Genomic DNA, 13,351 nt, shown 5'->3' on the forward strand with positions numbered 1-13,351 from the left:
GGTTTTAGGTGTTGCGCTTTGCGTGTGGAGCCAATCGTGCTCTCGGAAACTTGCGGCGTGCGCGCGCTTTCCGAGGAGCTTCGGGCCATCAAACATCAAGACGAATTCAATGTTGCAATTGCCCTTCTCAACGAGGGAGATGTCGATGCATCTGCTGGAGATTTTATTTTTGCAGATGCCAGGTGCCGCGAAGCGATAATCGTCGCTACGCAGCAGAGCGCCTCGACGAGCCCCGATCTGATCCCGGATGCGGCCGCCGCCTTGGCGAGCGCCTCCACGCGCACGGGTTCAGGCGCAGGAGCCGCCTGCGATGTGCGGCGTTTCAGCCTTCGAAGAGCTCGTCCAGTGTCCCGGCCGTGAGGATCCGCTCGGCCCATACCGCGAGCCGCTCCCCGGACGCAGCGAGGACCTGCTCCCGCCTCGCCTCGGGCACTTCTCCGAACCGCGCCCGGAGTTGGCGCAGCAGCACGGCTCGCTGGCCCTCGTCGAGCCCCGCGCGCCGCCCCTCATCGAGCGCTGCCTTTCGCTCGCGGGCCTTGATGGCCTCGATTTCAGGATTGCCCTTGCGCTCCAGCGCGCGGACGACCTCGCGCTCGGCCGCCGCGCCGTCGAGCAACGCGCGGACGGGGATCGGACGGATCAAGCACGGATCCTCGATGGTCGCGTCAGGCGCGAGCGGCACGAACCGCCCCTCAGCCGCCGACCACTCGGCGATCTCGTCACGCTTGACGAAGATGACGAAGACGCGGCGCACGCCCCGGGCGACGAGATCCTCGGCCTTCTCGCGCGCGTCCCGCATCGACTGCTCGTTGACGATCTCGAACGAGAGCTCCTCCAGATACCGGCGCCCGGTCGCCGGATCGGTCCCCGCCCTGCGAATGGAGAGGTCGGTGGCGAAATCCGAGCTCTCGGCGACGCGGGTGATGAGATCGGCCGCGCCGATGTAGCCGGGCCGAAGGTGCGGCGCGATCAGGAAATCCAGCCGCACCTGCTGCTCGGCGTGCGGCTCGAGCGCAGGCGCCGCGACGACCTTGCGCCCACGGATCAGCTCGTCGCGCGTCACCTCGGGCGCCACGAGGTGCTCATCGACGGCCGGGAAATGCGCCCGCTGCGGCTCCGCGGGCGGGAGCCTCACCGCCGCGCCGCCCCGGGCGGCCGGGGCGAGCAGGAGCGCGGCGCCGGTCGGCTTGGGATCCATGCGGACAAGGCTAGCACGAAGGCAGTCACACGAGCTTCGCCGCCGGGCCAGTGCGCGCCGCGGGGCCGCTCCCAGAGCGAGCAGAGGCGCGCCGTCACCGCCGGTCGCTGCCCTCACCGCCCCTTGTAGACCGGCTTCCGCTTCTCGGCGAACGCGCGCAGCGCCTCCAGCCGATCCTCGCTGCGCAGCGTCTCGTCGTAGTGGACCCGCTCGATCTCGAGCCCGAGCGAGAGCGGCACGTCATAGCCGTCGTCGATCGCCCCGAGCGCCGCGGCCTGCGCGATGGGCGCGCCGCTCGCGATCGGCTCGATCCACGCGATCGTGTCGTCGACCACCGGCGTCCCCTCGGGCGACACCCGGTTCACGAGGCCCCAGGCGAGCGCCTCGGGCGCGGTGAGCTTCCTGCCGAGCAGGATCATCTCCTTCGCCCGCGCCTCGCCGACGACCCGCGGCAGCCGCTGCGTGCCGCCCGCGCCCGGGATGATGCCGAGCGACGTCTCCGGCAGCGCGAGCTCGGCGTGCGGCGCCGCCACCCGGAGATCGCAGATCAGCGCGAGCTCCAGCCCCCCGCCGAACGCGACGCCGTTGATCGCCGCGATCACCGGCTTCGGGCTCCGCGCGAGCACCCCGAGGTCGGTCCGGTACAGGCCCACCTGGCGACGGACGTCGTCGGGGCTCATGCCCTGCCGCTCCTTGAGGTCGGCGCCCGCGCAGAACGCCTTGTCACCGGCGCCCGTGATCACGATCGCGCGCACCTCCGGGTCGTCCACGAGCTCGCGCCCGAGGCGGCCGAAGGCGAGCAGCGCGTCCCGGGAGAGCGCGTTGCGGCGATCCGCCCGATCGATGGTGAGCACCGCGACCGCGCCGCGCCGGTCGAGCTTCACGGGAGTGGCTTCCGACATGGAGCCTGCCTAGCCGACCGCGGCGGCGCGGCAAAGAGGCTCGCTCACTTGGCGTCGGCCGCCTTCTTGGCCTTGGTGCTCGCCGCCTCGAGCTTGCCAAGCCGCGCCCTGATCTCCGCGTTGTCGCGGCGCAGCGCCTCGAGCTCGTCCCGCAGCCGGTCGAGCTCGCGCTTGCCCGCCCCGCCCAGGTCGCGGAGCACCTCGCGGATCCGACGCCGCACCCGCCCGTCGAGATCGCGGTCGAGCTGCCGCTGGAGCGCGCCACGCGCCCGGCCGTCGCCGAGATCGCCCAGCGCCCGCGCGACGTCGACCCGGAGGTACGGATCCGGCTGATCGAGGAGCTCCTCGAGGAGCTCGCGCGTCCGCCGATCGCTGGAGAGCTTCGGCAACGCCATGATCGCCGCCCGCCGCCCCCGCGTCGGGACGCCGTAGCGCGTGCGGGCCGTCAGGTGCGGCACGGCGCGCTCGTCCCGCAGGTTGGCCAGCCCGTCGATCACGCCGCAGCGGATGACCTCGCCCCACGAGGGGCGATCCAGGAGATCGACCAGCGTCTCGAACCCCGAGCTCTGCCGCGTGGCCCCGAGCGCGCGCGCCGCCTCGGCCTGCACCAGGTAGCTCGCGTCGCGCAGGGCGAGCTTGCCGAGGACCTCCGCCGCCTTGGCCGACCGGAAGCTGCCGAGCGCGCTCGCGACCGCCCGGCGCACCTTCGGGTGCTCCACGCCCGCGCTGCCCTCGAGCAGCGCGAACGCCGCGCTCGACTGGAGCGCGCCGAGCGCGGCCGCGGCCGCGGCGCGCACCCCCCAGAACTCGCTCGCGTCCGAGAGCGACTGCCCGAGCGCCCGCGCCGTCGGCGGGTCGTCCCGCCGAGAGAGCGGCTTCGCGGCGAGCATGCGGCCGCGCGCCGTGGGCGCGTGGGCGAGCTGCGCCCGCAGGAGATCGCCGGGCGCGTCGACCCGGACCTCGCCCAGGATCCTGAGGTCCGGATCCACCACCACGAAGCGAGGCCGCCGCGGGAGCGGGATGACGAAGGTGTGCGCCGCCTGATCCACGCGCCGCACCTCGCGCCGCGTGATCGAGCCCTTGCCCTCCGTGAAGCCGAAATCGAGCACCAGGTCGAACGCGAAGACGGGCGGCGTCGAGGCGTCCGGCTGGAGCGCGTGCTCCCGGCTGGGCTGCCCGGCCGCCTGCGCCTGCTTCACCGTCACGGTGCACTGGTCGCCCTCGATCTCGATCTTCACGTCGAGCTCGGGGTGCCCGGCGCGGAAGACCCACTGCTCGAAGAAGCGCTCCAGCGATTTGCCGCTCACGTCCTCGAGCGCGCGGGCGAGATCCCGTGTCTCCACGACCCCGCGCGCGTGGCGCGTCAGGTAGGTGCTCACCCCGCGCCAGAAGAGCTCGTCTCCGAGCTCCCGGCGGAGCAAGTGGAGCACGAGCCCGCCCTTCTCGTAGAGGTGTCGATCGAAGACGTCGAGCGGCGCGTCGTAGTCCTGACAGACGATTGGCCGCCGGTAACGCCCGCGCGCCTCGCCAAGGTACGAGTCGAGATCGGCCTTCAGGCCGTGATCGTACTCGTCGGCGCCGAGGTGGTGCTCCCGATAGACGTGCTCCATGAACGTCGCGAATCCCTCGTTGAGCCAGCCGTGCGACCAGTCGCGGCAGGTCACCAGATCGCCGAACCACTGGTGCGCGAGCTCGTGGGCGATGAGATCGTCCGACGAGATGTCGAGCGCCGCCCGCTCGTCGAGCAGGATGTGCTCGTACATCGTGGTGGCGGTCGTGTTCTCCATCCCTCCGAAGATGAAGTCGCTCACCACCACCTGCGCGTAGCGGCGGAAGGGATACTTGACGCCGAGCTTCTCGCTGAAGTGGTGGATCATGTCCGGCGTGCGCGCGAACGTGCGGCGGCCGTCCTCCTCGCGCCCCTTCGGCACGAAGTACGCGAGCGGGACGTCGAGCGCCGCGTCGTCGATGCGGGCGAACTCGCCCGCCACGAGCGTGAACAGGTAGCTCGGGTGAGGCTCGTCCAGCCGGTAGTGATAGACGCCCTCCTTCTGCGATCTCGCGTCGCTCGCGAGCTCGCCGTTCGACAGGCAGTACCAGCCCGGCGGCACCTGCGCGCGGAGCTCGGTCGTCTGCTTGATATGGGGCTTGTCGATGCACGGGAAGATGTGGCGCGCGTCCTCGTCCTGACACTGCGTCCAGACCTGGCGCGGGCGGTCGGGGACGTGCTCGTCCGGCTGGAGGAAATAGATCCCCCGGCGCGGCGTCGCCCGGTACCGGACCAGGATCGACACCTCGGCCTCGTCGAGCGGCACGGCGACGCGGATCGTCTCGCCGTCGTACGTGTGCTCGGCCGGGTGGAACGCGCCGCTCGCCGCCTTGCCCGCGCCGCGCTTGGGCTTCGCGGCGCGGCCGGCCCCGGCGCTGATCTCGACCGCCTCGAGGTCGAAGCCGATCGCGTCGAGCGCGATCTCGCGCGCGCCGGGGTCGACGCGGACCGCGTCGAGCCGCGCCGTGCCGCGGATCGAGCGCGCCTCGACGTCGAGGGCGAGATCGAGGGCGATGTGCCGGATCGTGAAGGGGCGCGAGCGCTCGTAGACGCGCCTCGTCCCGGCCAGCGTGAAGGGCCGCGACGCGGCCGCGAACTCGGACGACGACAGCACGGAGCCGCAGGCGCAGCGCGAGTGGAGCCGGTACTCTATGGACATCTCCGCGGAGTTTCCCCGCGCGGCGCCCGGCGCTGCAAGCAAGAACTCGTGCGCGGGGGCGGGCCGCCGGGCAGATCAGCCCGTCTTGAGGCCGTCGAGCACCTCGAGCGCCAGCTCGTACTTGCCGAGAGGCGGCATCAGGTAGGCCCCCTGCACCCGGTCGCGCACCGAAAAGAGCATCTCGCGGGCGATCTTCACCCCCTCCTTGCGCGCCTCGGGGCCGGCCGGCACCTTGCGCATGCGCTCGCGGATCTCCTCCGGGATCTGCATGCCGGGCACCTCGTTGTGGAGGAACTCGGCGTTCTTGTGGCTGACCAGCGGCAGCACGCCGACGAGCACCGGCATCCCCAGGTGATCGATGCGCCGCAGCACCTTCTCGAGCAGATCCTGGTGGAAGACCGGCTGGGTCATGATGATGTCGGCGCCCGCCGCGCGCTTCCGTTCCAGACGCGCGATCTCCTTGTCGAGGTCCTGGGCGCCGGGCTCGAGCCCCGTGGCGAGCAGGAACGACGTCTTGCCGCCCGGGATCGGCTTGCCGGCCGGGTCGAGGCCGCGGTTCATCGTGCTCGCCATGTGGAGCAGCCCGATGGAGTCGAGGTCGTAGACGGCGGTCGCCTCCGGGTAGTCGCCGACCTTCGGCGGATCGCCCGTGATGATGACGAGGTTCTTGATGCCGATCGCGTGGGCGCCGAGCAGGTGCGCCATCTGGCCGATGAGGTTCCGGTCGCGGCCGCAGACGTGCAGGATCGGCTCGATGCCGTAGCGCTGGACCAGCAGCGAGCAGAAGGCGAGGTTCGTCATCCGCGCCGTGGCGCGCGGGCCGTCGGCGACGTTCACGACGTCGACGCCGCTGTCGATGAGCATCTTCGCGGCGCTCAGCGCGCTCTCGGGGTTCAGGCCCGGCGCCGGGTTCACCTCGACGGAGACCACGAACTTGCCCGCGGCGATCTTCGCCGCGAGGGGGCTCCGCTCGCCGAGCGGCGTGGGCTCGAGCCCCGTGGGCGCGTCCATCGTGATGTGCGGGCGCGCGGCGACCTCGGGCGCGGCGCCGCCCCGGAGCATGCGGGCCGACTTGGCCATCCACCGGACGTGCTCCGGCGTGGTCCCGCAGCAGCCCCCGATCATCGCCGCGCCGGCCTGGATCATGCGGCGGGCGAAGACGTCGAAGTACTCGGGCGTCGCCATGTAGAGCTGGCGGCCGTCGACCGTGCGCGGCAGGCCCGCGTTCGGCTGCACGCAGAGCGGGAGCCCTGCGGTCGCCATCCGCTCCGCCATCGCGAGCGACAGCTGCGGGCCGTCGCCGCAGTTGACGCCGAGCAGCTCGACCCCCCAGTCCCGCAGCGTCCGCGCGACGCGCTCCGGCTCGCTGCCGTCCGCCGCGACGCCGCTCGTGTCGAACGTCATCGACGCGAGGACCGGGAGCCCCGGCGCGGCCGACCGCGCCGCGTCGATGGCGAGCTTGATCTCGTCAAGATGTCGAAATGTTTCAAGGATCAGGAGGTCCGCGCCGCCCTCGGCGAGCGCGCCGGCCTGCTCGGCGAACGTGGCGGACGCGGCGGCGAGGTCGTCGCGCGTGGCGACGCCGGGCACGAGCCCCGTCGGGCCGATCGAGCCGGCGACGTACGCGTCGCCGCCCGCGATCTCGCGCGCGAGGCGCGCGCCCGCGAGGTTGAAGTTGCGGACCTCGTTGACGAGCCCGTACCGCTCGAGCCGGAACCTGTTCGCGCCGAAGGTGTTCGTCTCGATGACGTTCGCGCCCGCCGCGACGTACTCGGCGTGGATCTTCTTCACGAGATCGGGGCGCGCGACGTTCAGCTGCTCGAAGTTCTGGGTGACGAACACCCCGCGCTCGTAGAGTAGCGAGCCCATCGCGCCGTCGAACACGAGGATCGAACGCCGGAGCGCGTCGAGGAACGGGGCCTCTGGTCTCGTGCGGGACATGGGGCGCATCGTAGGGGCGCTCCGGCTTCTCAGGAAGGGGGGCTCGACGCGGTTGACGGCGCGGCGAGGATCTCGGTAGGGCAGTTCTCGAGATGAGCACGCCCCGATGGCTTCAAGCATTCGCCCTGGCGGTCTCCGCCGCTGCTCCGCTCCTCGCCGTCCCTTCCGAGGCGCACGCCTGGCATCCGCCGGTGCACCGCTCGGACGCAGGCGTGGATCTCTACCTGTGGAGCGCCCGTGATCTCGGCACCTCGCTCGCCGCCGTCCCGTTCGTGCAGTTCGAGCCGTCGCCGGATCTGTTCATCAACCTGAAGTTCCCGCTGGCGCTCTCGTTCGACGGCCCGGGGGACTTCGAGGATCCGGGCCGCCAGTCGCGCGCCGCGCTCGGCAACCCGACGTTCACGCTCTACTACTCGGACATTGCCCGCAAGCTCACGTGGTACGCGGGCGGCCGCGCCGGGCTGCCGCTCGGCGCGGTCGACGGCTACGACTGGCACGTGGCCAGGGGCTTCAGCGCGTCGGCGATGGCCTATTACGATCTGCACCTCTGGGCGGCGAACGCGCTCCCGGTCGGCGGCCTGGGCGGCATCGAGTACCGCTTCGGGAGGTCCTTCGTGCTCCGGGCGGGCGGGGACCTCACGTTCTTCATCCCGGTGGGGGACGGCGTCCGGCGCGGCTTCATCGACGACTCCGACGATCTCGAGGCGGTGTTCCAGGCCAAGGTCGAGCCCGAGCTCCAGAGCCGCTCCGGCTTCGGCGGCGGCGTGGCGCTCCAGACGGTGTGGGTGCCGTCGTCGGTCTACGACGATCAGGGGCAGGTCTCGCTGCTGCCGTATTTCGTGTACGACAGCCAGAAGACCTTCTTCATGCGGGCCGGCCTGCTCTTCGCGCTGGACGCGCCGCTCGGGCCCGCGTTCGACCGGGGGCGGGTAACGTCCCTCTATCTGCAGTTCGGCGGGCACATCGACTAGCGTGCCGGGCGGTTCGAGAGAGCGAGAGATGAGCCGGACATGACCCGTCGCCGTGCCATCGCCTGGGGCGCCGCCGCCGTCGGCGTGCTGGCCCTCGTGCTCGTCTGGCTCAAGCTCAACCAGTTCCCGCCGGACACGACGCCCGAGGGCGCCTATCTCCGCATCGCGTACAGCATCGGCGTCAGCGATCCGCGCGCGTGCTTCTCGTACCTCGAGGACCGGGCGCAGCACGCGGCGTACACCATCCGCGACTACCGGCGGAAGGCGAGCGAGCGGATCGAGGCGAGCTACCCGGAGCCGGAGCGCGCGCGCCTGCTGGAGCAGTACCGCGCGCACGCGATGGCCGAGGACGGGGCGGACGTGTGGGTCGACATGGCCACGAAGCAGGGCTTCATCGCGCGCCTCCGGCGCGACCTGTCCGGCATCGGGAAGGTGGAGGTGACGGGCGAGCGGGCCACGGTCGAGACGGCGCGCGGAACGCGGTACCCGTTCCGGCGGCGCGACAACGGCATCTGGGGGCTCACGCTGTTCACCGCGGACCTCGTGGCCGAGGCCGAGCGGGCCGCGCGGGACTGGGACGTCGTGGAGAAGGCCGCGCTCGATTACGAGCGGGGGCGGTGATCTGGCCATCCCGGCCGCTCGATGGCGCCGCCGAGGCCGAGCTGGTCGAGAAAGGCCGACAGATCGCCTCCTTCCGCGTCCTCGCTGACGTGCGTCGATTCTATGCGCTGGCGCATGCGTTCTAGTCGAGCGCCTCGAAGGAGGTTATTCAGCCGGACCGGGAAGAAGGCAGCAGGAACCGGCGAGGACAGGACGAGAAGCTGAACGGCAACGAGCTGTAAGCGGAGCTACGCGCAACGCTATCGGCGTCATCGACGGCGCCGACCGTGATCGCGGGAGGAGCATGAGCGCCATCCTGGGCCTCCCCGATCCGACGGCGCGACCATGTTGGGGAGGTGGATGATGACGGACACGCAGAACACGATTGAAGCGATGCGCGCAGAGCTCGGAGTGCTCAAGGCACGCGCCGAGATGCTCGAGGCCCTCATGGCTGGCATGCACGGCATCGTGGTGGAGCTCCAGCGCGAGCGAGGCACGGACACATTCCGAACCGGGCTCGTGGGCGGCATCGGAGTGCAGTCGCTGCTGGGCTATTCCGTCGCCGAGGTCGTGGCTCAGCCCGATTTCTGGATGACGATCATCCATCCGGACGATCGCGATTGGGTGAGGGCAGAGCATGCAGCACTCGTACCGGGCGGCGAGATTCATCTGCGCCCCTATCGGCTCCTACGGAAGGACGGGTCCGAGGTCTGGGTGGAGTCCCACCTCATGTTCCGCGAGGGGACGAACGGCGCACCGGACCAGATCCATGGGGTTCTGCTCGACGTGGACCACCACGTGCGCGCACAGGAGGAAACGCGGAGGCGCCTGGAGAGGGACCATTTGCTGCTCCAGCGCTTCGAGTACACCGTTTCCAGTATTGATGGCATCATATGGGAGAACTACTTCCAGCTGTGCCCTGAGAAAAACCAAATCCCCTTCGTGAGCGATCGCGTCGAGGCGTTCGCCGGCTACACGATTGAGGAGTGGTTGCGTCCCAATTTCTGGGTCGAGGTTACTCACCCGGAGGATCGAGAGACGGCGGACGCCAGCGTTCGACGCATGTTTGAAGAGGGCAGCTCTTCGTCGACGTATCGGTGGATCCACAAGGATGGTCCGATCCTGTGGGTGTCGACCCGGATGACGCTCATCCGGGACGAGGCGGGTATACCCATCGGCATTCGGGGGGTCACGCTCAACGTGACCGATGCAAAGCAGGCTGACGAGGAACGTGCCGAGACCCACAGGCGCGAGGAGATCATCCGAGCGCAGGCGCAGGCATTGCAAGAGCTCTCGACTCCGCTCGTCCCCATCGACGACGAGCTCATGGCGATGCCTCTCGTCGGTACGCTCGACGCGAGGCGGGCCGAGCTGGTGATCACCGCTCTGCTCGATGGAGTAGTTCGATCGGGGGCGCGTACGGTCATTCTCGACGTGACGGGAGCGTCCGCGGTGGATGAGCAAACAGCCGAGGCGCTCCTGCGAGCGGCGCGAGCTGTATCGTTGCTCGGGACGGAGGTGGTTTTGACGGGCATTCGCGCAGAGGTGGCGCGCACGCTGGTGACGCTGAACGCCAATCTCGGCGCGCTCACCACCCGGGGGACGCTCAAGGCAGGCATCGCCTATGCCATGGAGAAGCGCCGCGGCGTGGTCGGGTAGGCCAGCCAGGCGGCAAGGCAGAACGGCGGCGACCTCCTGGCACGCCCAACCGCGCTCCAGCGAACCACGGATTCACCGCTCACCTTGTCGCGATCCGCCCCAGGGCCTCGTCGACCGACAGCAGCACCTGCTCCCACTCGTCGAGCGCGTTGGGCCAGCGCGGCGAGAAGCGCAGCACGCCGTCCGGGATCGCGCAGGCGATCCCGAGGCGGGTGAGCTCGCGGTAGAGCTCACCCGCCTCCGGCGCGACCTGTCGGGCATCGGGAAGGTCGAGGTGACGGCGAAGCTCTAGCGGACGAGCCGGCCGATCGCGTGGGGCCGCGCGCCGGTTTGCGGGAAGTACGCGGAGCTCGGCGTGAGACTCCAGCTGTACCCGGTGAGGTCCCCGGCGTTCGCCTGGCCCGGGGAGATGGCGTAAAGACGCATGGTGCCCCTGCCCGCCCCGCCATCCGTGCTCCCGCCGCGGCACGGCTTGGTTGGATCGGCCGGCACCCATCGCGTGTCTCCCGTGCTCGGGTCCGTGGCGCATCCGTGGGCGGTGCTGGTCGAGTCGATGACCCGGAGCGAATACTGGGTCGTGCCGGAGACGACGGGCTCGATGGCCGGCGCGATGGCGGTCGGGTACGCATCGACGATCGCCGTGTGTCCTGAGCCGCCGTCCGTGTAGTTGATGACCAGCAGATCGCCAGGCAGAATGTCGCCGATCTTCGAGATCCGCTTGAAGTGGTTCCCGGCGACCACGTGGCCGTACAGGCTCGTGGAGGTAGGGCTCGTGGAGCCCCACCAGCCGCGGAGGATCGAGGTCGTCAGCGTGGGATCCTCGTGCAAGAGGGACAAGGCGAACAGCGACGCGCCCTGCGTGGTCCCGGTGAAGTTCGTCCAGTTGATGCTGCTCGGCGTCGCGAACCTGTTGGTGTCGGGGGTGTCGAGCACGAACGGCGTGTCGGCGGCATGTTCGACGAACGCGCGGGCTCCCACGAGGTGAGCCGGCAGAACCTCTTTCACCTGGAAGACGTGAGCGGCGCCTGCGCCCTCGCCGCGAACGCCATCGGCCCATGTACCGGCGATCAGCGTGTCTCCCGAGAGCGCTACACGAACATCCCACGTGTTCCACGTGGAGCTCTCGACCTTGCTCTGCGGCGTCCATACGCCGCCGGTCCTGGCGAAGATCCTCGGTCCCTGCCCGCCGTCGTGACTTCCGCCGAGGATCAACCTGTCCCCGGACACGGCGACGCTGGCGCTGCGACCCCAGCCGCCATAGTCCGGCGTGTCGACCTCGTTGCGGTACAGCATGGCCTGCTGGGTCCACGCGCCCTCGCTGCGCGCGAAGACCACGGCGGCTGTCCTGTCGGGGCCGCGCTCATCGTAGACGGTGGTGCCGACCGCCAGCGTCTCCGCGCTCAACGAGAGCGAGGCTCCGAACCTGTAGTGTGGTGTCGCTCCGATCGGTGGGTAAAGAACGGCTTGTTCGGACCAGGTGCTGCCGGCACGGGCAAATACGTGAACCTGACACGGACGATCCCAGCCCGCGTTGAAGTCAACCCCATCATCGCATTCTCCACCCGTGGCCGCGGTGTCGCCGTCCAGGGCGACGGTCGAGCCTTGGTCGAAGGTGTCGGTGCTGGGTACGAGCTTGGCCTGCTGCGCCCACGCGGCCCCGCTCCGGGCGAAGATGTACGCAGCGCCGGGACCATCATGCGTCAGGCCGCTGTCGTAGGGCGCCCCGACCATGATCGTGCTGCCCGATATGGCGACGGCATATCCGAACCAGTTGTCGCGGCGCGGGTTGTCCTGCGCGACGAGCTTTTGCTGCTCCTGCCACACGTTGCCGCTGCGTGCGAACACGTACGCAGCGCCGTGATTCGCCGGATAAGAGAAGGTTCCGACGACGATCGTATCCCCGTCGATGGCGACAGACGCGCCGAAGCGATCGCCCGGCAGACCATCGCTTGGCGTGAGCACGGCCGCCTGGGTCCACGACGCGCCGTTGCGCACGAACACGTAGGCTGCTTCGGCGTCCAGGCTGCCAACCACCGCGGTGTTCCCCGAGATGGCCACGGACCACCCGAAACCGTCGTTGCTCGCAGCATTGCTGGCGTAGAGCACGTGTTGCTCGGTGGCGATGAGCGGGTCGACCTCGAGCGGATAGGCCGCGCCGGTGTCGTCCACCACGATCGAGAGGCTCGCGTCGCTCAGCTTGATCTCCGCCGGAAGCACGCTCCCGCGCGCGTCCTGAACGACGAGATCGGCATACCGCAGCACGGCCGCGCCGGCCTCGTCCAAAAGCGCCACCGACTGGCCGTCCTCCGATAGCTCCGGCGAGAGATCCCCCCCGAGCGCGATCTCGAGCTCCACCTTGCCTTCGCCGTCGCGACGGCATGGAGGCGGCGAATCCAGGGAGAAGCCCTGCTCCAGCCCGAGGGGGCCGTTCAGGTACCACTCCGTGACGCTCAGGCCCGCGGACCGGGCTAGGTGCCTGAGCTCGACGCGGTTGTTTGATCCGCGCGGTTCGGCCGCGACGTCCAGGGGGACGAGCTCCCCCTCGCAGCCATAACGCGCGAGCTTCATCGTGATTCGACCCGCGCTCACCGAGCTCTCGCGGGTCACGGCGACGCCGGCCGACGTGAACTCGGAGACGAGCCCGTGCGCCGGATTCAGAGCGCTCACCCCGGCGCGCGCGCCCGCCGTGTTGAGGCTTACATTGTACGCAGAAGACGCCTGTCTCTGAACTGTCGCGATGAACGCCGCGCGGCGCTCCAGGGACGCGGCGTCGGGCCCCTGCTGCCCGTGAGGCCGAGTTTCCTCGTCGCTGTCCGTGCTCGCTGGATCAACCTCCGCGCTGCACGACGTGACGGCGGTGATGCAAAACAAGAGTGCATGAATGGATGTTCTATGACGCGGCATGTGGCTCTCCCTGTCGGTGGTAGACCCTGACGGACCGGCGGCGTGTGCGGCGCCGGAGCCAATGACCCGAACTTGGATTGGAAGGCGGTCCACAGCGGCTCGCTGCTGTCGAGCGCCTTGCGGAGCCCCCCAGCGCACGAGCGCACGCGGATGGTTAGGTCACGTGAAGGACGGTCCCGTCCTTATTTGCCGTTCTCATCGTCCGCTTCGGTTTCGCGCGTGTCAAGGAGGGCAAGCATCGATGACGCTGGGGGAGGGCGCCATATCGATAGGCTGTGGTGTGAAGGTGGGCCCTTCAATGCGTGGATGTCAGACCGCCGCCGCACGGAATGCGACATGTCGACGGAACGGATAACGACATCCCCGGGCGTGACGGTGTGGGTGAGGGTCTCAGCGGGCAGCGCCGCCGAGGCGCTCAGGCGACGATCCGCTCCAGCTTGAAGTCGGGGACGGCTCGAATCGCATCGT

General features: G+C 69.8%; 9 protein-coding genes. 4 read left to right on the forward strand and 5 right to left on the reverse strand.

Annotated features, from left to right (window positions below):
- Positions 1–36: 36 nt before the first annotated feature.
- Positions 37–360 (forward strand): hypothetical protein, encoded by a 324-nt coding sequence (locus WMF12_RS45060; protein ID WP_437854899.1) that lies wholly within the window; start codon positions 37–39, stop codon positions 358–360.
- Here the strand turns inward: WMF12_RS45060 and WMF12_RS45065 are convergent.
- The 4 genes from WMF12_RS45065 to WMF12_RS45080 form a co-directional block, all read right to left on the reverse strand.
- Positions 323–1,198, reverse strand: a complete 876-nt coding sequence (locus WMF12_RS45065) for a hypothetical protein (protein ID WP_437854901.1) — start codon at positions 1,196–1,198, stop codon at positions 323–325. The genes WMF12_RS45060 and WMF12_RS45065 overlap by 38 nt on opposite strands.
- Before the next feature lie 113 nt (positions 1,199–1,311).
- Positions 1,312–2,100, reverse strand: coding sequence for an enoyl-CoA hydratase-related protein (locus tag WMF12_RS45070; protein ID WP_437854903.1), 789 nt, complete (start codon positions 2,098–2,100; stop codon positions 1,312–1,314).
- 44 nt (positions 2,101–2,144) lie between these two features.
- Positions 2,145–4,808 (reverse strand): M1 family aminopeptidase, encoded by a 2,664-nt coding sequence (locus tag WMF12_RS45075; RefSeq protein WP_437854905.1) that lies wholly within the window; start codon positions 4,806–4,808, stop codon positions 2,145–2,147.
- Between the two features lie 75 nt (positions 4,809–4,883).
- Entirely contained in the window at positions 4,884–6,749 is a 1,866-nt protein-coding gene (locus WMF12_RS45080; protein WP_437742910.1) for a bifunctional homocysteine S-methyltransferase/methylenetetrahydrofolate reductase, read from the reverse strand.
- 92 nt (positions 6,750–6,841) lie between these two features.
- On the opposite strand from WMF12_RS45080, the gene WMF12_RS45085 reads away from it, so the two are divergent.
- The 3 genes from WMF12_RS45085 (at position 6,842) to WMF12_RS45095 (ending at position 9,979) form a co-directional block, all read left to right on the forward strand.
- Positions 6,842–7,720, forward strand: a complete 879-nt coding sequence (locus WMF12_RS45085; RefSeq protein ID WP_437854908.1) for a hypothetical protein — start codon at positions 6,842–6,844, stop codon at positions 7,718–7,720.
- A 39-nt stretch (positions 7,721–7,759) separates the two neighbouring features.
- Positions 7,760–8,341, forward strand: coding sequence for a hypothetical protein (locus WMF12_RS45090; protein ID WP_437547506.1), 582 nt, complete (start codon positions 7,760–7,762; stop codon positions 8,339–8,341).
- Between the two features lie 342 nt (positions 8,342–8,683).
- The gene (locus WMF12_RS45095; protein ID WP_437854910.1) at positions 8,684–9,979 is read left to right on the forward strand and encodes a PAS domain-containing protein; all 1,296 of its coding nucleotides are present in this window, start codon (positions 8,684–8,686) and stop codon (positions 9,977–9,979) included.
- A gap of 288 nt (positions 9,980–10,267) precedes the next feature.
- Here WMF12_RS45095 and WMF12_RS45100 read toward each other — a convergent pair whose 3' ends face one another.
- Entirely contained in the window at positions 10,268–12,976 is a 2,709-nt protein-coding gene (locus WMF12_RS45100; RefSeq protein ID WP_437854913.1) for an FG-GAP repeat protein, read from the reverse strand.
- Positions 12,977–13,351: the final 375 nt, after the last annotated feature.

It is taken from the genome of Sorangium sp. So ce363 (genome assembly GCF_051520435.1).
Lineage (GTDB): Bacteria > Myxococcota_A > Polyangia > Polyangiales > Polyangiaceae > Sorangium > Sorangium cellulosum_B.

Excerpts from the sequence above, each read along its gene's own strand:
- WMF12_RS45065 (WP_437854901.1), bottom strand. The coding sequence starts at position 1,198 with ATGGATCCCAAGCCGACCGGCGCCGCGCTCCTGCTCGCCCCGGCCGCC.
- WMF12_RS45070 (WP_437854903.1), bottom strand. The coding sequence starts at position 2,100 with ATGTCGGAAGCCACTCCCGTGAAGCTCGACCGGCGCGGCGCGGTCGCG.
- WMF12_RS45075 (WP_437854905.1), bottom strand. The coding sequence starts at position 4,808 with ATGTCCATAGAGTACCGGCTCCACTCGCGCTGCGCCTGCGGCTCCGTG.
- WMF12_RS45080 (WP_437742910.1), bottom strand. The coding sequence starts at position 6,749 with ATGTCCCGCACGAGACCAGAGGCCCCGTTCCTCGACGCGCTCCGGCGT.
- WMF12_RS45085 (WP_437854908.1), top strand. The coding sequence starts at position 6,842 with ATGAGCACGCCCCGATGGCTTCAAGCATTCGCCCTGGCGGTCTCCGCC.
- WMF12_RS45090 (WP_437547506.1), top strand. The coding sequence starts at position 7,760 with ATGACCCGTCGCCGTGCCATCGCCTGGGGCGCCGCCGCCGTCGGCGTG.
- WMF12_RS45095 (WP_437854910.1), top strand. The coding sequence starts at position 8,684 with ATGACGGACACGCAGAACACGATTGAAGCGATGCGCGCAGAGCTCGGA.